Annotated in this window: 19 protein-coding genes and 1 other annotated feature; of the genes, 2 read left to right on the top strand and 17 right to left on the bottom strand. The window is 44.2% G+C overall.

The genetic code is table 11. The features are described 5' to 3' along the window. Positions 1-12 precede the first annotated feature (12 nt). The 6 genes from radC to valS all read right to left on the bottom strand — a co-directional run bounded on the left by radC (position 13) and on the right by valS (position 7,480). Positions 13-708, bottom strand: coding sequence for a RadC family protein (gene radC / locus ACZ07B_RS05270; RefSeq protein WP_014480455.1), 696 nt, complete (start codon positions 706-708; stop codon positions 13-15). A 36-nt stretch (positions 709-744) separates the two neighbouring features. Next, positions 745-1,314 carry a Maf family nucleotide pyrophosphatase gene (locus ACZ07B_RS05275; RefSeq protein WP_024572904.1) on the bottom strand — a complete coding sequence of 190 codons (570 nt, stop codon included), beginning with the start codon at positions 1,312-1,314 and terminating at the stop codon, positions 745-747. Positions 1,315-1,466: 152 nt separating this feature from the next. Then, the gene (gene spoIIB / locus ACZ07B_RS05280) at positions 1,467-2,465 is read right to left on the bottom strand and encodes a stage II sporulation protein SpoIIB (RefSeq protein ID WP_086344157.1); all 999 of its coding nucleotides are present in this window, start codon (positions 2,463-2,465) and stop codon (positions 1,467-1,469) included. Between the two features lie 133 nt (positions 2,466-2,598). Further along, positions 2,599-3,345 (bottom strand): prepilin peptidase, encoded by a 747-nt coding sequence (locus tag ACZ07B_RS05285; RefSeq protein ID WP_080474433.1) that lies wholly within the window; start codon positions 3,343-3,345, stop codon positions 2,599-2,601. 140 nt (positions 3,346-3,485) lie between these two features. After that, the gene (locus ACZ07B_RS05290) at positions 3,486-4,778 is read right to left on the bottom strand and encodes a bifunctional folylpolyglutamate synthase/dihydrofolate synthase (protein WP_003229640.1); all 1,293 of its coding nucleotides are present in this window, start codon (positions 4,776-4,778) and stop codon (positions 3,486-3,488) included. Positions 4,779-4,837: 59 nt separating this feature from the next. Further along, positions 4,838-7,480, bottom strand: a complete 2,643-nt coding sequence (gene valS / locus ACZ07B_RS05295; RefSeq protein ID WP_017697542.1) for a valine--tRNA ligase — start codon at positions 7,478-7,480, stop codon at positions 4,838-4,840. Positions 7,481-7,539: 59 nt separating this feature from the next. Further along, positions 7,540-7,762, bottom strand: a binding site (T-box leader). Between the two features lie 165 nt (positions 7,763-7,927). On the opposite strand from valS, the gene ACZ07B_RS05300 reads away from it, so the two are divergent. Next, entirely contained in the window at positions 7,928-8,119 is a 192-nt protein-coding gene (locus ACZ07B_RS05300) for a hypothetical protein (protein WP_003222590.1), read from the top strand. Between the two features lie 18 nt (positions 8,120-8,137). On the opposite strand, the gene cotN is transcribed toward ACZ07B_RS05300, so the two are convergent. The 8 genes from cotN to hemA form a co-directional block, all read right to left on the bottom strand. Next, entirely contained in the window at positions 8,138-9,163 is a 1,026-nt protein-coding gene (gene cotN / locus ACZ07B_RS05305; protein WP_464876979.1) for a spore coat protein CotN, read from the bottom strand. A 32-nt stretch (positions 9,164-9,195) separates the two neighbouring features. Beyond that, the gene (gene spoVID, locus ACZ07B_RS05310; protein ID WP_015483524.1) at positions 9,196-10,923 is read right to left on the bottom strand and encodes a spore coat morphogenetic protein SpoVID; all 1,728 of its coding nucleotides are present in this window, start codon (positions 10,921-10,923) and stop codon (positions 9,196-9,198) included. Positions 10,924-11,053: 130 nt separating this feature from the next. Further along, a complete protein-coding gene (gene hemL / locus ACZ07B_RS05315; protein WP_015384279.1) occupies positions 11,054-12,346 on the bottom strand; it encodes a glutamate-1-semialdehyde 2,1-aminomutase in 1,293 nt (430 codons plus the stop codon). A gap of 29 nt (positions 12,347-12,375) precedes the next feature. Beyond that, the gene (gene hemB, locus ACZ07B_RS05320; protein WP_015483525.1) at positions 12,376-13,350 is read right to left on the bottom strand and encodes a porphobilinogen synthase; all 975 of its coding nucleotides are present in this window, start codon (positions 13,348-13,350) and stop codon (positions 12,376-12,378) included. Beyond that, positions 13,347-14,135 (bottom strand): uroporphyrinogen-III synthase, encoded by a 789-nt coding sequence (hemD, locus tag ACZ07B_RS05325; RefSeq protein ID WP_015483526.1) that lies wholly within the window; start codon positions 14,133-14,135, stop codon positions 13,347-13,349. The genes hemB and hemD overlap by 4 nt, the downstream gene beginning before the upstream one ends. Beyond that, positions 14,125-15,069, bottom strand: a complete 945-nt coding sequence (gene hemC, locus ACZ07B_RS05330) for a hydroxymethylbilane synthase (protein WP_080030685.1) — start codon at positions 15,067-15,069, stop codon at positions 14,125-14,127. The genes hemD and hemC overlap by 11 nt, the downstream gene beginning before the upstream one ends. 32 nt (positions 15,070-15,101) lie before the next feature. Then, on the bottom strand, positions 15,102-15,932 hold the full coding sequence (locus tag ACZ07B_RS05335) for a cytochrome c biogenesis protein (protein ID WP_003222575.1): 831 nt from the start codon (positions 15,930-15,932) through the stop codon (positions 15,102-15,104). Positions 15,933-15,939: 7 nt separating this feature from the next. Then, entirely contained in the window at positions 15,940-17,307 is a 1,368-nt protein-coding gene (gene hemA, locus ACZ07B_RS05340; RefSeq protein ID WP_004399038.1) for a glutamyl-tRNA reductase, read from the bottom strand. Positions 17,308-17,535: 228 nt separating this feature from the next. On the opposite strand from hemA, the gene ACZ07B_RS05345 reads away from it, so the two are divergent. Further along, a complete protein-coding gene (locus ACZ07B_RS05345) occupies positions 17,536-18,033 on the top strand; it encodes a hypothetical protein (protein ID WP_003229624.1) in 498 nt (165 codons plus the stop codon). Between the two features lie 21 nt (positions 18,034-18,054). Here ACZ07B_RS05345 and yihA read toward each other — a convergent pair whose 3' ends face one another. The 3 genes from yihA to lonB all read right to left on the bottom strand — a co-directional run bounded on the left by yihA (position 18,055) and on the right by lonB (position 22,802). Next, on the bottom strand, positions 18,055-18,642 hold the full coding sequence (yihA, locus tag ACZ07B_RS05350; RefSeq protein ID WP_041336250.1) for a ribosome biogenesis GTP-binding protein YihA/YsxC: 588 nt from the start codon (positions 18,640-18,642) through the stop codon (positions 18,055-18,057). Further along, the gene (lon, locus tag ACZ07B_RS05355) at positions 18,639-20,963 is read right to left on the bottom strand and encodes an endopeptidase La (protein WP_042975043.1); all 2,325 of its coding nucleotides are present in this window, start codon (positions 20,961-20,963) and stop codon (positions 18,639-18,641) included. Before lon ends, yihA begins: the two co-directional genes overlap by 4 nt. Before the next feature lie 180 nt (positions 20,964-21,143). Further along, positions 21,144-22,802, bottom strand: a complete 1,659-nt coding sequence (gene lonB, locus ACZ07B_RS05360) for an ATP-dependent protease LonB (RefSeq protein WP_014477564.1) — start codon at positions 22,800-22,802, stop codon at positions 21,144-21,146. Between the last annotated feature and the right edge of the window lie 30 nt (positions 22,803-22,832).

Raw genomic sequence — 22,832 nt, forward strand, 5'->3', positions numbered from 1 at the left:
AAAAAAAAAGTGTTACAAATATCCTTTTTCCTTTAAACTCACAAATTTTTTATCCCCGATCACCAAATGGTCAAGCAGCTCGATGCCAATCAGGTTTCCGCATTCAAACAGCCGTCTTGTCACTTCAATATCTTCCCTGCTCGGCGTCGGATCTCCAGAAGGATGATTATGAACACAAATAAAGGAAGCGGCAGATCGTTTAAACGCTTCTTTAAACACCTCTCGCGGGTGGACAATAGATGAATTCAGGCTTCCGATAAATACGGTGCGTTTATGGATGACTTGATTTTTTGTATTTAAGTATAAACAGACAAAATGCTCCTGGGTTAAAAAGCGCATATCCTCCATGACAAGATTAGCGCCGTCTTCCGGGGAGCGAATAACGAAATGTTCTTCGTTGGCTAATTTATGAATCCGGCTTCCAAGCTCAACTGCAGCCAGTATTTGAATCGCTTTTACCATACCGATTCCCGGGATGCTTGACAGCTCTTCAACCGATGCTTCCTTGAGCAGGCGCAGCCCGTCAAATGAGCGCAGCAGCCTGTTTGACAGGTCCAAAACAGATTCGTGTTTAGTCCCTGTCCGCAATAATATAGCCAAAAGTTCATGATTCGCTAAGTTCTCGGCTCCGACTTTCAGGAGCCGTTCTCTTGGCTTTTCTTTGATTGGGAAATCTTTGAGTTTTAATGGCAGATCGTGTATGACCAAGCACTCCTTTTCTTTCCCTTCCCGTTTATAGAACCGTCATGCCCTTATATCAAAATGGCGAAGAGCTCTCATTGTTTTTGATATAGGAAGGCCCATGACTGAATAATAATCTCCGTCTATTTTCTTTACAAAAAGCGCGCCTCTTCCTTGGATGCCGTATGCACCTGCTTTATCCATCGGCTCTTTTGTTTCAATATACGTCCAAATCTCTTCTTCACTGAGGGACCAAAACACAACTTCTGTCTTATCATAAAAAGTCTCGCTGTGATTTTCAGCTTGAATGCTGACCGCGGTTATTACTGAGTGACTTCGGCCTGAAAGCCTCCGCAGCATAGAAGCAGCTTCTTCTTGATCCTGCGGTTTGCCAAGACATTCGCCGTCAAGGCATACCATTGTATCAGCACCGATAACGATTGCATGCGGGTGGAGATCAGCTACAGCCTTAGCTTTTTGTTTTGCCAACCATTGGACGTTTTCTTCTGGTGAAAAGTTTCGATTTAATTTTTCTTCTACTTCACTGACAATAATGGAGTAGGGCAGCTGGAGAAGATCGAGGAGTTCTTTCCTGCGCGGAGATTGTGATGCAAGTATTAGCGGTTTTGTCATGTTCGTCATCCTTTCAGGGTTTGCTTAAGAAAAAAAGATACTCGTTTATCCTACCAAATCACGAGGCTTGTCACAATTTCAGAAAAATAACTTTTTCATGACAAAATAAAAAAAGCCTGTCACTAAAGGACGAAGGCTCAGGGCACTATCTCTTATTTTACGACGGCTAACAGCTCCTGCTGAGCCTTCCACCCGGCTTCAGCACTTGGATCCTCTAATTCCTTTAAAGCCTGCAAAATCGCTTTTTTCTCTCCTGTTTCTGACGCTTTTGTTTCACCAAGAGACTTTTCTATTTTCTCTACACTCGCTTTTGTAATGTCTTCGCCGAGAATCGCCTTTGCTGCAAGCTCCGCTGTTTCCTTAAAAGAATCTGTCATATCTGACTCTATTGATAAGGAAAGCTCCTTGCCTCCCCAGGCTTCAAAATCACTGTCGATTAAAACCTGTCCTAACTGCTGTGAGACATCCTTATCACTGGCTAAGCCCGCGATGACATACGTATACCCGTCATCCTTTGACAGTGACACGGCGGAATATCCTTTTTCGGTCAATTGTTCTGTTAACGTTTCGGCACCCTTTTCATTTGAAAATTTTCCGGCTTGTACAGCGTATGTTTTATATGTACCTTCAGTTTGCGCCGCTTGTTTTTCTGTGCCTGAAGTTTGTTTATCAGTTGAAGTATCCCCTGCTTTTGCCGTTTGGCTGCCTAGAGAATCCTCTAAAGAGGCCGGTGCTGACGCTTCTTTATTCCCCGATATGCTTAACGCGAATAGCCCTAATCCAGTGCCAATGACAGCCGCGAAGGCAATCGTCGCAGCCACTCTTTTTACTGGTTTGGCAGTCCCGGTCTTTCCTTTTGCATAAGACTTTGTTTTTTTCTTTTGATAAGGAGGAACAACTTTAGGGTCCTCTTTAAACACCTTGTCTTCCTCTGAATCCCAATTGAATTCATCTTCATCAGGATGTTCCTGGGATGCCGCAACCTCTTGTTCTGCCTGTCTTTTTTCCTCCCAATTTGAAAATGTCATGCTTTTATCCGCCTCTGTCTCAGGCGTCTCTTGTTCGTAAACCGTCTCTTCTTTTCCATTAATCGTCACCTTGAGGGCTTTTTCTGCGGCTTTACTGTTTTTTTTATTCTTTCTTTTTTTCAATTCCGCTTCCTCCCTTCATTTGCTTGACCGTTCTTGTCGGCTTTTCATGCTACACACTTTAGCACAGGCAAAGAAAAAAAGAACAAGACTTTTGTCGCCTTGTCCAAAAAACGTTCGTCAAATTTTTCAGCAGTCAGCCCAATGCCATTTTGATATAAAAAGAAATGATAGAGTCACCGTATAAATAGGCTAAAATGCTCCCTGCGGCTATAGCGGGGGCAAAGGGAAGCGGCTGCCTTTTAGCGAGTCTACCAGTCAGAACGGCTGCCGCTCCATATAATGCACCTATCAAAACAGAAAAGAAAAAGGCAGCTGCCAGCATTTTCACACCAAGCACAAAGCCAATCACCGCAAATAATTTAATATCTCCTCCCCCTACTCCCCCATGGGTGATTGCGGCAATTACAGCCAGAAATAGAAATCCGGCTGCCGCACCTAACAGGCCTGCATACCAGGAATCAAGCGGAGAAATCAATCTCGCGGCCGCCAAAAAGGGAAGAAAGAAAATCAATATACGATTTGGAATCAGCATAAAATGAATATCTGTCACTGCAACAATAATGAGAAGAGAGATAAACACCACAGCGGGAAACAGTTCCAGCGACGTGCCAAAGCGTATTCCTGCGGCGGCAAATAAACACGCTGTCACAAGCTCTGCTGCGGGATACATAAAAGAAATCCTATGCCCGCAGCTTTTACATTTACCTTTTTGAAATAGGAATGACAGGATGGGAATTAATTCTGCAGGAGTTAATGTCCGCCGGCAAAAAGGGCATGATGAACGGGGCGCAATAATAGATAGATGTAAGGGGATACGGCACCCGGCCGTATAGTAAAAAGAACCAAGGATAAGCCCGAAGATAAAAAGAAGGGATAGCATAGACAACACACCTTTACTCACTGAGTTCTGGTATGGATTGTAGCAAAATGAGCATCCTGAGCTCCAATTGGAGATATTCAATTTTACACATAAAAAAACCGGCAGAATCTTTTTTTTGATTCTGCCGGAGCCGGATCCTTTTATTTCAACCTTTTTCGAATGTCAGAAATAAAGTAAAGAGATCCGGTAATCAGCACAATTTCATTTGAGCCCTTTTTACTTTCTATGAATTTGATCACATCGTCTGGATCTTCACTCCAGCTTTTATTGCTGATTTCACTTGCATCATATAGATCTTTTGCAAGGGAAGCACGCGGGAAATCAAAAGAAGCAAAATGAATCGCATGAGCAATGGTTTCCAGTCTTTTAATCATGTTCTGATACGGTTTGTCCTTTAACGCGCTAAACACCACAGAAATGCGTGAATTGGCGAAACGCTGCTTCATCGTTTCCGCCAGCTTTTCGACACCTTCTTCGTTATGCGCACCGTCTAAATATACCGGAGGATGTTCCTGAACAAGCTCTAACCGTCCCGGCCAAGCAGCCTTCACAAGCCCGCTCCTTAACGCTTCGTCACTGATATGGGCGATATTCTCCTTATTGAGCCACTCCGCAGCCAAAATGGACAAAGCAGCATTTTGTCTTTGATGGGTGCCAATCAGAGATGTCCGAATATCTTCATAGCATTTCTCTTCCGTTTTGAATGAAAACTGTTCTCCTGCAGGCAGAGCCTCTTCATTGAAAATAACACATGCATCATGCAATGACTGGAACGGCGCAGCATGCCGTTCGGCTTCGTGGCGGATGACCTGTAAAGCTTCCGGCTGGGTAACTGCTGTAACGATTGGAATACCTTCTTTAATAATGCCGGCCTTTTCTCCTGCAATTTCTTCAATGGTGTTTCCCAAAATGTTCATATGATCGTGTCCGATGCTTGTAATCACAGTTAAGAGCGGTTCAACCACATTAGTAGAATCGAATCTACCGCCCAGACCTGTTTCAAAAATAACAAAATCGACCTTATGAAACTCTGCAAAATATAAAAATGCACAAGCTGTCATAATTTCAAATTCTGTCGGCTGTCCGTATTCCGTTTGATCAAGGGCTTCAACGTGCGGTTTCATTTGATTGACGAGTGCTGTCCATTCCTCATCTGAAATCGGTATCCCGTTTACGCTGATCCGTTCATTAAACGTAATAATATAAGGCGATGTAAATGTTCCAACCGTATATCCGGCTTCCTGCAGCATAGAACGGATAAAAGCGACAGTTGATCCTTTACCGTTTGTTCCTGCGACGTGGAACGCTCGGATTTTTTTTTCAGGATGTCCTAACCGCGCCATCAGCTGTTTCATTCGACCAAGTCCGGGCTTCACCCCGAATTTTAGCCTCCCGTGAATCCAGCTGCGCGCATCTTGATATGCAGTAAACAATGATAATCCCCTCTTTTATAAGACAAGGCGGTTTCTCTAGAAACCGCCCCGGCTTTTCATTAACCCTTCAGCTCAGCCATTCGTTTTTGAACAGCGTCACGCTTCGCCACATAATCTTTTTCTTTTTCACGTTCTTCATCAATTACGTGTGCAGGCGCTTTTTTCATAAATCCTTCATTTCCAAGTTTCTTTTGGACACGCTCAACTTCTTTTGTCAGTTTATCAAATTCTTTTTGCAGACGGGCAATTTCTTCATCAATATTGATTAAGCCTTCAAGCGGAAGAATAACCTCTGCTCCTGAGACAACGGCCGTCATCGCCTTATCAACAGCCTCAATATCGGTGCCGATTTTAAGCACGCTCGGATTCGTAAAGCGTTCAACATATGAACGGTTCGCTTCGAGGCGGGCTGCTATTTCGTCTGTGCTTGTTTTAATGTACAGTTCAACCTGCTTGCTCATTGGCGTATTGACTTCACTGCGGATATTGCGCACAGAACGGATCAGCTCAACAAGAAGCTTCATGTCAGCTGCCGCTTCAGTATCGGTATGCTCCGGCACTACTACAGGCCATTGACTTACTGTAATCGATTCCCCTTGGTGAGGAAGATGCTGCCAAATTTCCTCCGTTAAGAATGGCATAAACGGATGGAGCAGACGCATCGTTTGATCAAGTACGTAAGCAAGGATGGAACGGGTAGTTTTCTTAGCCGCTTCGTCTTCTCCATAAAGCGGAAGCTTCGCCATTTCAATATACCAATCACAGAAATCATCCCAAATAAAGTTATATAAATGGCGTCCTACTTCACCAAATTCATATCGATCAGCAAGCTGGGTCACGTGCTCGATCGTTTCATTTAATCGCGTTAAAATCCACTTGTCAGCGACTGACTTTTCGCCTGACAGATCAAGCTCATCGTACGTCATGCCATCCATATTCATTAATGCAAAACGGGAAGCGTTCCAAATTTTATTGGCAAAATTCCAGGTCGATTCCACTTTTTCATAGCTGAAGCGCAGATCCTGGCCAGGAGAGCTTCCAGTCGCAAGGAAATAACGCAGAGAATCGGCTCCGTACTTGTCAATCACATCCATCGGGTCGACACCGTTGCCAAGAGATTTACTCATTTTCCGGCCTTGCTCGTCACGGATTAAGCCGTGGATTAAAACATCTTTGAACGGTCGCTCGCCTGTAAATTCAATGCCTTGGAAAATCATGCGTGATACCCAGAAGAAAATGATATCGTACCCTGTCACGAGAACATCTGTCGGATAGTAGCGTTTAAAGTCTTCAGCCGTTACATCAGGCCAGCCCATCGTGGAGAAAGGCCATAGCGCAGAACTGAACCATGTATCCAGTACGTCTGTATCCTGCTCCCAATTTTCGCTGTCTTCCGGCGCTTCAAGCCCGACATATAGCTCGCCTGTTTCTTTATGATACCAGGCAGGAATACGATGGCCCCACCACAATTGACGGGAGATACACCAGTCGCGGATGTTTTCCATCCAGTGTAAATACGTTTTTTCGAAACGGTCAGGCACAAAGTTGACCTTTTCTTCTTTCTTTTGCAGCTCAATCGCTGCATCAGCAAGCGGCTGCATGCGCACAAACCATTGTGTAGAAAGATAAGGCTCCACAACAGCCCCGCTTCGTTCACTATGGCCGACAGAGTGCATATGATCCTCGATCTTGAAGAGAACTCCCGCCTCCTGTAAATCTTTCACGAGCTTTTTGCGGCATTCAAAACGATCCATACCTTGATATTGGAGCGCATTTTCATTCATCGTGCCATCTTCATTCATGACAAGGATGCGTTCTAAATTGTGGCGGTTGCCAAGCTCGAAGTCGTTCGGATCATGAGCAGGCGTAATTTTCACGGCACCTGAACCAAATTCCATATCAACATAGTCATCACCGACAATCGGAATTTCACGATTTACAATCGGCAGGATCACCGTTTTTCCGATAAGGTGTTTATAGCGCTCGTCTTCAGGGTGAACGGCAACAGCTGTATCACCGAGCATTGTTTCAGGACGTGTCGTCGCAATTTCAATTGAGCCTGAACCGTCAGCAAGCGGATAGCTCATATGATAGAATGCGCCTTGAACATCCTTGTAAATCACCTCAATGTCGGATAGGGCTGTTTTTGTCGCTGGGTCCCAGTTAATAATATATTCGCCTCTGTAGATCAGGCCTTTTTCATAAAGCTTAACGAATACTTCCCTTACCGCTTTGCTCAAGCCTTCATCCAGCGTAAAACGTTCACGGGAATAATCTAGGCCAAGACCTAATTTCGCCCACTGGCTGCGAATAAAGTCAGCATATTCTTCCTTCCACTTCCACGTTTCTTCGAGGAATTTTTCACGGCCTAAATCGTAGCGGGATTTGCCTTCTTCACGAAGTTTCGCCTCCACTTTAGCCTGTGTCGCGATGCCGGCGTGGTCCATGCCAGGAAGCCACAGCACATCATAGCCCTGCATGCGTTTCATTCTTGTTACAATGTCTTGCAGCGTTGTGTCCCATGCGTGGCCAAGGTGAAGTCTCCCTGTTACGTTTGGCGGCGGGATGACAACAGAGTATGGCTCTTTTGTCTGGTCACTGCCCGCTTCAAAAAATTTGCCTTTTAGCCAAAAATCATATCGGTCTTTTTCAACCGCTGCCGGATCATATTTCGTCGGCATTGTTTGTTCATTCGTTTCCATCATAACCCTCCAGCATGTTTAAAAATGGCTGAGAACGAAAAAAGAGCTCTTCATCCCTGTAAAAGGACGAAAAGCTCTTTCGCGGTACCACCTTTTTTCATGAACTCTATCAGTTCATGCACTTATAACGGATAACGGGTGTTTCCCGAATTTCTCTACTCTTCTTTCAAGAAATTATGCTCCCGGGCGACCTTCCAATCAGACAACATAAGAAGCCTTTCAGCAAACGGCTTCTCTCTCTGCATGCGCCTTTTTTGTACTCTTCCCGTTCTAAGCAGGTGTATTTATCAGCTCATTGTATACATTATTTATGTTCTTTATTATAGTAAAAGTGTTTTTGATTCGTCAATCATCTTTTCCAAAAACACCGCTTTCTATACAGATGGGCAGGCACCTATTGCCCAAGTTTACATATGATGCTTGTAAATGCGTAGAGGAGGATGCACCGTGAAGAAACGTTTCAGCTCTTATTCACTGCCGCCATGGGTAAGGCAAATTCGGCTTGTATCCGCACAAGTGATTATTCCCATTACGATTTTTCAAGGAATCAGAACCATTTTCTTTCCGACAACCTTTGATGTTTTGCTGCTCGCAATCCTAATCTTTTTAGCTTGCGCCCTTCATTTAGAATGGATATAAACAAACAAGTCCGCGCCATTAAGACGTGGACTCGTTTTCAGCCTGAAATTTTTTCTCTTGTTCAATCTGATGGATTTTCATCACAAACGGCTCTATATTTTTCATTTGCCAATAAGCCTTTAATAATTGTGTACATTCCTCTTTTTCATGCTGTCTTTTCCCAGTTTGATAACCGTTCAGCACCTTGTACATGGCTGCCGGATATGCCATATAGCTGAGAAAAAGGCTGACTTCCGCTTCACGCAAAGGGAATGATTTCGTATATCCATAAAACCATTCGACGCATTCCGGACAAGCTTTCGGAAAGCCTCTGAACATTTTTGTATAAAAGCCGAGCAGGTCGTTTTGCGGCGGACCGACAGATGCTCTTTCGAAGTTTGTAAAATATCCGGTCCCGGCATCATTATACAGAAAATGGTGTATAGACAGGCTGCCGTGGTTCATTACAACCCTTGAAACGTCCTTTTCCTTTGCAGACTCATACCAGTCCTCCAACCGTTCCAGCGCAAAATTCACCGCGGAAATGGTTTCTGAAAAATAGGTTATGGCCTGGAGTTCAAAAGGAGAAAGGTACCACTCCTTCTCCGCTCTATCCACAAACTGCTCATAGAAAATTTTATCTTGTTCCCACTTTTTTTTCGTTTGCCCGTAATAACGTTCAATCTCATCACGTCTAACCTTTAGTTCCTGCGCGGTTCTCTCGTGAAGACGGGCTGTTTCTCTAAATAAATAAGCATGCTTCTGATCCCGCTCTTCCTCTTGGTCAAATTGGAGCCAAGGCATTAAATAGTAGGTATCTCCGTATTGTATGCCTGCTGAGAAAAACTCACCGCTATTTGTTCTGTAAACGGGAACGTATGAACGAAAGCCTTTTTCCTCAATCGCCACCATATGATCTGTAAAATGCTTGCCGCGACCCTCTTTCAATTTTTTCAGGGCAAATATGCCGTAGTCTGTATACACTTTCCAAACAAGAGGACTGACAGGCTCAATAAATTGAGCAGTCAGTCCGTATTCCTGAAGAACCGATTGGGTATCTTCCATTTCATTCACCACATTTTCCGATCACTTACGGTTTACGCATGGCTATTTTTATATTGAGGAATATAGAGAATCTGTCCTGCTTTTAATTCATCATCCAAGGCTAAAGAATTCATCCTGATCAGCTGCTGGGATGTAATTTCATACCGTTCGCATAAACGCTCGATCGTATCTTCCTGCTGCACAATACAAATTTTCATTCTTGAAAACTCATCCGCTTCTTTTGTAAAGAGTTTTGTTAAATAAAGAGAATTATCACTTTCCTTTGTTTGAGGTTCCTTCGTTTCAGCAGCAGGAGCAACCCTAGGAACAGCATCCGTTTCCTTCCTTTCAGTCTCAGAAGATTCAGGCAGCTGGAAGGATTGAAAAGGTGTTTCTTCCTTAGGCTCTTCAGCTGATGGTGTTTTTCTCACTTCAATTTCGAAGCTCTCTTCCTCTTGTTCTTCCTCCTCCAGCAGCTTAGGCGCTGAATAAAAAGAATCCTCCTCTTCTTGTTCAGGCAGGAAGGTACGGTATGCCGGTTCAGGCAATTCTTCTTGAGATGCCTCCTCCGAGCTTGTTTTTTGGTTGAAATGGAAATGTAAATCGGCTTTGTCATTCTCCACATATACAGCTGAAGCTGTTTCTCTGCTATCTTCTACGGAGAGAGCGGCCTCTGATACACTCTCCAAAGCTTCATCCGGTTCCGCCTCTTCTTGGCAAAGCGCAGGATCAGCCTGATCCGATTGAGCTGCTTCTTCATTTTGAGCCTCTTGGCGCAGCGCATATTCATGATTGGGAGACACTGTTGTTTCCGTTTTTTCCTCAGCAATCACAGTCTCTGAATGAAGCTCAGCTTCCAAAGCAGGCGATTCTTCTGCTCCAGCGTGTTCACGAAGCTCAGTCTCCGCTGGAGCGTCTGCTTCTTCACGAACATCCGCTATTGCAGCTGCCGGCTCTGCCGTTTCTTTTTTTGCTTTAACGATCTCTTGAATCTCTATTTCTGAAGGATCAGGTTCTGGCTCAGATTCTTCTGTTTCCGATTCAGCACGAACTTCCGTTTCCGGCACAGCAAGCTCTTCTGACTCTTCTTCCTCTTTCACATCTTCTCTGGCCTCTGGTTCTGAAGCAACCGATTCAGGCGGCTCAGATTTTGCTTTTTCTGTCTCCAGTTCTTCACGGAGCCCCGCTTTCGAGATAAAAAGTTCTGGCGGTTCGGCTGGCGGTTCATGCTGAAGAACTGCTTCCTCTGCCGATGATGCACCCGGTTCTTCTACTACACTATGTGCCGGCGGCTCTGAAAGCTCTTCCTCCCTGAATGCCGCAGGAGCTTCATATAAAGGTATCTCCTGCTCTTTGTCTTGCGTATCGTCCAGAAGCCCTTCGATCGCTAAATCAGCTTGAATTGTTAAAATGCGCGAATCCGTCAATTGATAGTCAAATGCGTCAATAAAGACGAAGACATCCTGTAAATGGCTCACTTTATTTTTCGGAATGGTAATATCCACAGGAAAACAGTGAGTCAGTTCCGCACTTCCATCCTCTCTCTTTCTAACTTGTTCAACAAACCGCTTATCTGTATAAATCTCTTCGGTATGTTTGTTTTGATCTATGTTGTACTCACCTGTAAGTTCAAGCGATCCTATGATTGATACATAATCATTTACTTCCTGAACCCTAATATCAGGATCTAATGAAATAGAAAGCAGTTCAGAAACTTCCTGTCCTTTTTGGAAACAGATCGATTCTTCTACAGAAAATTGCAATCGATGATTTTGCGGCAAGTTCATATCCTCCTTTCATCTAATCCTTAAAATTAGATGTCACTAAAGGTGTATGTATGAACTGGAGAAAATATGAGTGGGAGAGCACGAAAAAACCGGCACAAGTAGTCCTTGATACCGGTTTTCACTCTTATCTGCGGCTGATCTCAGCAAATACTTTCTCAGCTGCCTGGATTGTGTTTTCAATATCTTCATCAGTATGGGCCGTTGAGAGGAAAAGACCTTCGAATTGTGATGGCGGAAGGAATACCCCTTCATTTGCCATCCCTTTATAATAGCTTGCGAACAGCTTCAAATCAGATGATTTCGCTGTTTCATAATTGATGACTGGTTCGTTTGTAAAGAAGAAACCGATCATCGAACCTGCACGGTTAAAGGTATGCGGAATGCCATGTGCCTCGGCGGCTTTTGAAATTCCTTCTTCCAGTCTGTCGCCTTTTTTGATGAAATTCTTGTAGGAATCAGGTGTCAGCTGTTTCAATGTCTCTAAGCCAGCCGTCATTGCAAGCGGGTTGCCTGACAATGTACCAGCTTGATAGATCGGACCGCTTGGAGCGATCTGCTCCATGATTTCTGCCTTTCCGCCATAGGCCCCGACAGGAAGTCCGCCCCCAATTACTTTTCCTAAACAAGTCAGATCAGGCGTTACGCCGAAGTAGCCTTGAGCGCAGTTATAATCGACCCGGAAGCCTGTCATCACTTCATCAAAAATCAGCAGGGAGCCGTACTGCTCAGTGATATCACGCAGACCCTGCAGGAAACCTTCTTGCGGCGGAACAACACCCATATTTCCGGCAACTGGCTCTACAATGACTCCCGCAATGTCTTCACCGAATTGCTGGAAAGCAAGCTTTACACTTTCTAAATCATTGTACGGAACGGTGATGGTGTTTTTCGCAATGCCTTCAGGCACCCCCGGGCTGTCAGGCAGACCGAGAGTGGCAACACCTGAACCAGCTTTAATCAAGAGAGAATCGCCGTGCCCGTGGTAGCAGCCCTCAAATTTTAAAATCTTGTTGCGCCCTGTATAGCCCCTTGCCAAACGGAGGGCACTCATTGTAGCCTCTGTTCCGGAGCTTACCATTCGTACAATTTCTACAGATGGCACACGATCAATGACGAGCTTAGCCAGTTCATTTTCCACTTCAGTCGGAGCACCGAAGCTTGTCCCGTATTCAGCCACTTTTTTGAGACTTTCTACGACACGGTCATTTGTATGCCCTAAAATTAAAGGCCCCCATGACAAGACGTAGTCAATATATTCATTCCCGTCAATATCAAAGATTTTCGAGCCTTTTCCGCGTTCCATAAAAATCGGGTCCATGTCTACCGATTTAAATGCGCGAACGGGACTGTTCACACCGCCCGGCATGAGTTTTTGCGCTTCTTTAAAAGCCGTTTTTGATTTTTCATAGCTTCTCATCTGCCTCAACTCCTGTCAACTGAATAAAATTACTCCGCAAGCCATTTCGCTGCGTCTTTCGCATGATACGTAATAATCAGGTCGGCACCCGCGCGCTTCATGCTTGTCAAAATTTCCAACACAATTTCTTTTTCTTTGATCCAGCCGTTCTGCGCTGCAGCCTTCACCATTGAATACTCTCCGCTTACATTATAAGCGACGAGCGGCAAAGTAAACTCATTTTTTACGTCACGCATGATATCCATATAAGAAAGCGAAGGTTTGACAATCAAAAAGTCCGCGCCTTCCTCGACATCTGATTGTGCTTCGCGGAGTGCCTCCATACGGTTGGCAGGGTCCATCTGATATGTTTTGCGGTCTCCGAATTGCGGTGTGCTGTTTGCTGCATCACGGAACGGACCGTAAAACTCGCTAGAATATTTCACAGCGTAAGACATGATGGGAATATTGACGAATCCTTCTTTATCAAGTGCTTCTCTGATCACTGTAACAAATCCGTCCATCATGTTTGATGGCGCAATGATATCCGCACCTGCTTTCGCTTGGCTGACAGCTGTCTGCGCCAAAAGCTCCAGCGATTCATCATTGAGGATGACCCCGTCTTTGACAAGTCCGCAATGGCCGTGGTCTGTATATTCGCACAGGCACGTGTCAGCGACAACAACCATTTCAGGGAAGTGTTCTTTAATTTCTGTGATGGCTTTTTGGACAATTCCGTGATCATGGTACGCTTGTGTTCCGCAATCATCTTTTTCTTCCGGGATGCCGAACACGATAACAGATTGAATGCCCAGTTTGACCAGCTCCGCTACTTCATCCTTCAATAAATCTAATGATACATGGTAAACATCAGGCATTGACGGAACAGCTTTTTTGCCTTCCAGACCTTCAACGACAAAAATCGGATAAATAAAATCTGATGGATGCAAACGTGTTTCCTTTACCATTTCTCTCATTGCTTTTGATGTCCGCAGGCGGCGGTGTCTATTAAATGATTGACTCATATTCTCTCTTCCTCTCTTGACATGCTGCACATTAACTCAAGCATGCCATCTATTGTAAATGTATCAGGCGTATGCGATGTGATGCCGTACGTCAGAAGGGCATCACTTGTTAAAGGCCCAATGCTGATACAGGCCGTCCCATTCGCCTTCCACTTTTTTAATTCTTCTCCCAAGACATGCATAAACGTATGTACGGTTGATGAACTCGTAAATGTTACATAGTCAAAGGAATATTGACCCGCAGCGTCTTTCAGTGCCTCAATGCCTTCTTCATCCGGAATCGTTTCGTAGAGAACCCATTCCTTTACTTCAAAACCGAGCGGGACAAGCTCTTGTTTTATCACATCACGTGACAAATTCCCTTTCATCACGGTAATGGGCTCCCCCGGTTCAGCATGCTGCTTAAGAGCGTCAGCCAATTGTTCAGCAATATACTCCTGTGGCATCACATCAACCGATACGTTATGCGTTTTTAAACGGCGGGCGGTTTTTTCACCGACGGCTGCAATTTTTTTATGCGCAGGGAGAATAAGCTGATTTTCCTTCAGATAAGAAAAAAAGAAGTCTGCCCCGTTCACACTTGTAAAAACAAGCCAGCCTGGCGCGGCAAGATCCTCTCTTACTTGTTCCGCAACATCATTCGGCAAAGCGCGGCGAAACGTAATCAAAGAGGTTAAAACCGCTTTACCGCCAAGCGCCTCCACTTTTTGCTGAAATGATGTTGCCTGTGCCTTATTCCGGGTGACAAGCACTGTTTTTCCTTTCAACGGAAAATCATTTTCCATCCTCATCAAGCTCCCGTTTTACACGATCAATTAAATCTTTTGCTCCTTTGTCAGCCATAAGAGCGGCACAGCGCTTTCCTACTTCCTCCGGATCGTTTCCGGTGACGGTTTCTTTAAAAATGATTTTGCCGTCAGGTGAAGCGACAAGACCTGTCATTTCAATTTCATCCTGTCCATTTAACACGGAGTAGCCCGCGATCGGAACCTGGCAGCCGCCCTCCATCGCGTTTAAAAAAGCACGTTCCGCTAAGACAGTCCGTTTTGTATATTCATCTGTAAACTGAGAAAACAACGCCAACAGCTCTTCATCCGATTCTCGGCACTCAATCGCCAGTGCTCCCTGCCCCACAGCAGGCAAACAGCGCTCAGGCTCTAGGAATTCGGTTACGACATCTTGCTTCCAACCCATTCTAGAAAGGCCGGCAGCCGCTAAAATAATCGCGTCATAATCCTCTGTTTCCAGCTTTTGAAGTCTTGTATCTATATTACCTCTAATCCATTTAATTGTAAGGTCAGGGCGCTCAATCAAAAGCTGCGCGCTTCTTCTTAAACTGCTTGTGCCAATGACAGCACCTTCCTTCATTTCTGAAAGCTTTACGCGATTCTTTGAAATAAGGGCATCACGAGGATCTTCCCGTTCAGGAATACAGCCGATCACAAGGCCTTCAGGCAAAACAGCAGGCATGTCCTTCATGCTGTGCACTGCCATATCAATCTCTTCGTTTAAAAGCGCCTGTTCAATTTCTTTGACAAACAGCCCTTTTCCACCCACTTTTGAGAGTGTAACATCGACAATCCGGTCGCCCTTTGTCACGATCTCTTTAATTTCAAAAGCAAACAAAGGATTGATTTCCTTCAGTTTTTGAATAACCCATTTTGTTTGAGTCATAGCGAGTTTGCTTCGTCTGGAACCTACTTTAATCGTTCTCATCATTTCTTTCCTCCCGAATCTGCTTGGGACATCGTTTAACTGAACCAATGGAATTGCGACAGGCTTCCAAGCAGGAAATAATTGATCATCAGCACCAGAAAACAAGCCGTATTCCACAGTGCAGCGACCTTTCCTTGCAGCTCTTTAATCAGCCTGATATAAAGATAATAGCTGTACAGCAGCAGGACGACAAACGAACCAAGCACTTTGGCGTCAAACCAATACAGCGTTTCTAGTGAGACATACGCCCAAATGACGCCGAGAATCAAACTCAGCAGCAGCATCGGAACCCCAATGACATTTAAAACATACGCCATATAATCAAGCTTTGATAAATCTTCTATTCTCAACAGCCATTTTCCCCACTTTTTCTTTTTCAGCAGATGATATTGAAACATATATAGCACAGAAAAAACGAAAGAAAGGGAAAAAGCGCCGTATGAAAGAATCGCCATTGTAATATGAATCACCAAAAGCTCAGATACAAGCTGCCCGGAAAAAGCAGCTGACTGCTGCTCTGTCGGTGAAAATGTGTGAATGGCGATCATAGAAAATCCTATAACATTTGTAAAAAACACGATAAAGTCAACACGTAAAAGCTTTGTCAGTACAAGTGACAGCGTGACAAGCACCCAGGCATAAAAATAAAGTGCCTCTGTCACATTTAATACCGGAAACCGCCCCGTCACCCACATAAAATAGGCCAAATACACGGTTTGCAGAGTCCAGACAATAGAAAGCAACCAGAAGGCCATTTTTCCAGCCTTCCGGTTGTGTTGAAGAAAATCTATAAAATAAAAGAGTACACTTAACGCGTAAATGACGATTGTCCCCTCATTAAGTCTTGCCATTGCAGTATCAATCATTCAGCTTTCACTCACTTACAAGTGGGCTAAAGCCCGCTTTTGATTCAGCCTTCTTAAAAGAGTGGACCTTCTGGCTGCTTTCAACGGTTTTCATCATTTGACGGCCCGCAGCTTCTTCAATATCAAAAATCTGCATAAACAACGCGAGCTTTTCTTCAGAATCAGCATCTGCCGCAAGCTCTTTCACCTTTAAAATCGGATCACGAAGCATTTGGTTAATAATACTTTTGGTGTGTTTGTTCAACAGTTTTTTCTCTCTTGTGCTTAAGTGAGGCAGCTTACGCTCAATGCTGTCCATCGTTTCTGACTGGATGGCAAGCGCCTTTTCGCGCAATGCAGAAATAACAGGCACAACACCAAGTGTATTCATCCATTGTTTAAATTCCACAATGGTTTCTTCAATTAACAGTTCAACTTTTTCAGCTGTTTCTCTCCGCTCTTTCATGTTCGCTTCTACAATGCCTTCCAGATCGTCGATATCATAAAGAAAAACACCTTCAAGATCATTCAGCGCCGGATCAAGATCTCTAGGCACGGCAATGTCGACCATAAACAGCGGACGTCCCTTGCGAAGCTTATTCGCGTTTTCCATCATCTCTTTGGACACGACAAATTCACTTGCACCGGTTGAACTGATTAAAATATCAGCCTCCGCAAGCGCGCTTTCAAGCTGATTCAAGCTTCTCGCTTCACCTGAAAAACGGTCTGCAAGCTCCTTCGCTTTCAAGTATGTTCGGTTAATGACAGTGACCTTGCCGATTCCCTGTCCGTGCAGGTTTTCCGCAGCAAGCTCGCCCATTTTTCCCGCACCGAGAATCAATATGTGCTTGCTTGAAAGATTTCCGAAGATTTTTTTGGCAAGTTCAACTGCAGCATAGCTTACTGACACCGCATTTGAGCCAATGTCTGTTTCGGCGTGAGTCCGTTTGCCCACTGTAACTGCCTGCTTAAACAGCTCATTAAAAATAGTCCCGATCGTTTTTTCTTGCTGAGCTGTTTTAAAGCTGTCGCGTACCTGTCCGAGAATCTGCGTTTCGCCAATCACCATAGAATCAAGTCCGCAGGCTACACGGAATAAATGTTCAACAGCGGCATCGCTCTCATAAAACGTTAAGAACGGTGACAGCTCTTCTTTGCTTAATTGAAACCAATCAGCTAAAAACTTTTTTATATAATAACGGCCGGTATGGAGCTGGTCGACTACCGCATAAATTTCAGTGCGGTTGCAGGTTGAGACAATGATGTTTTCAAGAATGCTTTTCTCTTCTTTCAGCTGCACCATTGCTTCTGCCAGCTCATTCGGCTGAAAACTTACTTTTTCACGTATCTCAATAGGGGCGGATTTATAATCTACTCCCACAACAAGTATATGCATCGCTCTAATTACACCCCCAACACCCAATCTTAATTTATAATCATTCTAACATAGAACTCATTATTTATAATAATTATAACATAGTTTCTTTCACAAAATGTGAACAGATTTTAAAATTCTTATGCTATATTAGAAAAAGCTTTAGGGAAAAGAAGCATTCCTATTGACAATACCAAAAACAGCAGAAATTTACTACACATCAGCTCTAAAAAACAAGAAGGTGATATCATGAAACAAAAATCAATTTTATTCCCTTGTCTGCTGCTTGCCGCTTCTGTATATGCATGGCTAGAAAGCGGTCAAGCCGAACTGTTTTCAGGGCAGGATCAATGGCCTGTTCTCCTCATGTTATTAGGCGCAGCCTTTGTATATCAAGGAAAAAAAGAAGCCGTTACACCCCATTTTTTTATTGGTTTACTTCTCTTCGGGATCGGTTTACACTTTTTTGCCAAGCCGAAATGGGTATGGTGGCCGGATGATTTTGAAATGCTCCTCTTTATGATCGGCTTCTCACTTCTCGTTTCAACCGTTCAAAAAAAAGAATATGTATATGAAGCTGTGTCGATGATTTGTTTTTCCCTGTTTTTGTACTTTTTCAAACAAATTATGGCATGGCTTGAGTCTGCGCATATTCCAACAGCGCTTCTGAAGGAGTATTGGCCGTTTGTCTTTATTGGAATCAGTTTATTGTTATTATTGATAAAACGAAAAAAATCTATACGATAAATAAAACCGGTAGAGAATCCTCTACCGGTTTATCATTTTTTTGATCGCTCCCCAAGCTTCGTCTTTTCCCTTTTTCGTTTCTGAGGAAAAGAGAATGAGCTCGTCTTCCGGATCAATATTTAATGTTTGTCGGACAACCTTTGCGTGTTTGTCCCATTTGCCTTTCGGGATCTTATCCGCCTTTGTAGCGATAACAATAACAGGAATGCCGTAATACTTTAAGAATTCATACATCTGTACATCATCATTAGATGGCGCATGCCGCAAATCAACGATCTGCACCACAGCTTTTAATTCTTCGCGTGTCGTGATATAGGTTTCAATCATTCTGCCCCATGCTTCACGCTCAGACTTTGACACTTTGGCAAAACCGTAGCCCGGCACATCCACAAAATGCAGCTCATCATTGATAATGTAGAAATTAAGCGTTTGTGTTTTTCCTGGCTTTGACGACGTTCTCGCAAGATTTTTGCGATTGATTAATGAATTGATAAAAGACGATTTTCCTACGTTCGATCTTCCGGCCAATGCGATTTCCGGAAGCCCCCCTCCAGGGTACTGTTCCGGTTTTACTGCACTGATCACGATTTCTGACTTTGTGACTTTCATTTCTTCTCTCCTACTAAGGCATGTTCCAAAACCTCGTCTAAGTGGGACGCCAATATAAATGTCAGCCCCTCCCTGACGCTTTCCGGAATATCCTCTATATCTTTTTCATTATCTTTAGGCGCAATAATGGTTGTTAATCCCGCTCTGTGTGCGCCAAGCGCTTTTTCCTTTAAGCCGCCGATCGGCAGCACGCGCCCGCGAAGCGTGATTTCCCCAGTCATGCCGACTTCACGCGAAACCGCCCGTCCCGTTAAAGCAGAAACAAGCGCTGTTGCCATCGTAATACCGGCTGACGGACCATCTTTTGGCACCGCACCCTCTGGTACATGTATATGAATATCATACTTCTCATGAAAGTCAGGTTCAATGCCAAGTTCTTCTGTTTTGGATCGCACATAGCTGAATGCAGCCTGAGCTGACTCTCTCATAACATCTCCGAGCTTTCCTGTCAGGATTAATTTCCCTTTCCCCGGAGAAAGCGATACTTCAATCGACAGCGTATCTCCGCCAACGGTTGTATAAGCAAGCCCTGTCACTACACCAACCTGATCCTCTGTTTCAGCTTGTCCATATCTGAAAATACGTTTTCCGATAAAGTCTTGAAGGTTCTTCTCAGTAACCGTAATCCGTTTTCGCTCTTCAGCAACAATGGCTTTTGCAGCTTTACGGCAAATCGCGGCAAGCTGGCGTTCAAGGCTTCTCACACCAGCTTCTCTCGTATAGTAGCGGATGATATCAAGAATCGCCTGATCACGCAGCTGCAGGTTGCTTTTCTTCAGCCCGTGTTCTTTGATCTGCTTTGGAAGCAAGTGATCCTTTACGATTTCAAGTTTTTCTATTTCTGTGTAGCCTGCGATATTAATAATTTCCATTCTGTCTCTGAGCGGGCCCGGGATTGTGGCCAAATTGTTCGCCGTTGCGATAAACAGCACTTTGGATAAATCAAAGGTTTCTTCAATATAGTGATCACTGAAGCTGCTGTTTTGCTCTGGATCAAGCACTTCAAGCATAGCGGATGACGGGTCTCCTCTAAAATCAGATGACATTTTGTCAATTTCGTCTAATAAGAAGACCGGATTCAGCTTGCCCGCTTTTTTCATCCCTTGAATAATACGTCCAGGCATTGCTCCGACATAGGTCCGTCTGTGTCCGCGTATCTCTGATTCGTCCCGTACTCCTCCGAGTGAGATTCTGACAAATTTGCGTCCCAAGCTTTTTGCAATTGATTTGGCTAAAGACGTTTTTCCGACACCTGGAGGTCCTGCCAAACAGAGAATCGGGCCTTTCAGGGATTTGGTCAGCTTCTGGACAGCCAAATATTCTAAAATACGTTCTTTTACTTTTTCAAGTCCGTGATGCTCTTCGTCCAAGAGACGTCCTGCTTCTTTCAAATCAAGCTTATCATCTGTTTCATCCGTCCACGGAAGAGCAACAAGCCAGTCGATATAGTTGCGGATCACAGAGCTTTCCGCAGAACTTGACGGAATTTTTTCATATCTGTTCAATTCTTTAAGCGCTGTTTCCTTCACATGATCAGGCATTCCTGCTTCTTCGATTTTTTCCGTCAGGGTGTGAACTTCGCCAGTTTTGCCTTCTTTATCGCCAAGCTCTTTTTGGATCGCCTTCATTTGTTCACGCAAGTAGTATTCCTTCTGCGTACGCTCCATCGAACGTTTGACGCGCTGGCCGATTTTTTTCTCAATCTCCAGCACTTCTTTTTCATTATTAATAAAATCAATGACCTTGTTCAGCCTGTCTTTGACATCAGCCGTTTCTAAAATATCCTGCTTATCCTTTAGTTTAAGGGGCAGATGAGAAGCAACGATGTCTGCCATTCTCCCCGGCTCTTCGATATCAGTAACCGCGGCGTACGTTTCGGCCGAGATTTTTTTAGAAATTTTTATGTACTGATCAAAGTGGTCTAGCAAAGTCCGCATCAATGCTTCGTCTTCTGTATCTTTTGAATCATCTTCATGAATAAGTTGAATGTCGACCGACGTGTAATCCTCGTGTTCATTGTATTTGACGATATGGGCGCGCTTGAGGCCCTCCACCAACACACGAATCGTACCGTTCGGAAGCTTCAGCATTTGCTTAATTTTTGTATAGGTGCCGACAGTGAAAATCTCGTCTTCACCAGGTTCGTCTATCGAAATATCCTGCTGAGTGGCTAAAAATATCATATGATCATGCATCATTGCCTGTTCAAGAGCCTGAACCGACTTGTCACGTCCTACATCTAAATGCAAAACCATCGTCGGGTACACTAATAAACCTCTTAAAGGGAGGAGCGGGATGCTGCGTTTTAATTCTTCTGCCATGTGACTGACACCTCCGTGACTTTAGTATGAACCATTATAATACAACTTTTTCATCCTTGTACAATAAACGGCATGGTTCCATTTTCTATAAAACAGTCTCCTCGTAGTATACCCTTTCTTTCTGATATGAAAAAGGAAAAGATGACCTTCATGAAAAAAACCCTATTATCAAAATAGGGTTTAAACGGATTCTTTATTGATTTCAATATGAAACGGTTTTTGTTCCGTTGGCGGATTCACTAAAATTTCATCAAGCACTTCCTGGAACGTCTTCACTGCAATAATCTCGATCCCGTCAATCTGCTTTAAGATCGCCTGCTGATTTTCATATGGGATAATCACCTTTTTCGCACCGGACTGCTTGGCCGCTTTTATTTTCGGAATGACGCCTCCGATGGGTTTCACAAGACCGTTCAGGCTGATTTCGCCCGTCATCGCAACGGTATTGTCAATAGGAATTTTGTGTATCGCCGAGAAAATCCCCGCCGCCATCGCAATGCCTGCTGACGGCCCATCAATCGGAATCCCTCCTGGGAAATTGATGTGAATATCATAATCAGAAGGCTTCATTCCCATTGTCCGGAGCACGGTTAATACATTTTCAACCGAACCCTTCGCCATGCTTTTTCGTCTGATTGATTTTGATTGGCTGCCGATGCTTTCTTCTTCAGCTATTCCTGTAATGTTAATTGATCCTTTATCTTGAGCCGCTGTTACACTCACTTCGATTTCCAGAAGCGATCCGCTGTTAGGCCCATAGACTGCAAGCCCATTTACAATGCCAACCTGTGGTTCAACACCGATTTTTTGCTCGTGCTTTGGAGTAAGCTGACTGGAGTGAATGACCCATTCGATATCCTCAATCGTAATGTCCTTCCGATTCTCCGTTACAGCCATCCCCGCTGCGATTTGAATCATATTGACGGCTTCCCGCCCGTTCCTCGTGTAGCTGGTCAAAAGATCCAGTCCTTCTTCGGAGATATTTTTTTCAATTTTATCCGCTGCTGTTTTAGCAACCGTTTTCAGCTCGTCCTTTTCAAGCTCGCGGAAAAAAACCTCCAAACAGCGGGACCTGATAGCTGGCGGAATTTCGTTTGGCATTCTCGTGGTCGCGCCAATCAAGCGAAAATCAGCCGGCAGCCCATTTTGAAAAATATCATGAATATGATTCGGAATTTGTGTATTTTCCTCACTGTAATACGCACTGTCTAAAAAGACTTTTCTGTCCTCAAGCACCTTCAGCATTTTATTCATTTGAATAGGATGCAGCTCCCCTATTTCATCAATAAACAGCACACCGCCATGGGCATGGGTGACAGCTCCCTGCTTCGGCTGCGGAATCCCAGCCTGTCCCATCGCTCCGGCCCCTTGGTATATCGGGTCATGGACAGAGCCGATGAGCGGATCGGCAATTCCTCTTTCATCAAAACGGGCTGTTGTCGCATCGAGTTCCACAAAAACAGCCTGCTCTTTAAACGGTGATTGTTTATGTTTTTTTGCTTCTTCCAACACAAGCCGCGCAGCAGCCGTTTTCCCAACTCCCGGTGGCCCATAGACAATCACATGCTGAGGATTTGGCCCGCATAAAGCCGCCTTTAATGCTTTAATGCCGTCTTCCTGTCCGACGATATCTTGAAAGCTTTTGGGGCGGACCTTCTCAGATAATGGCTCGGACAAGCTGATAGCGCGCATTTTCCGAAGCTGCTCCATTTCCTTCTTTGATTCTTTATCTATCGTGACCTTTTGTGTCCTTTGATTTTTAAGCAAATTCCAAAAATACAAACCGATGATGATCCCAAAAAACAGCTGAATAAATAACGCGATCCCTGTCCAACTCATGGTGGTCCCTCCTGAAAAACAATTTATGTA

The organism is Bacillus sp. 9.4 (assembly GCF_055486415.1).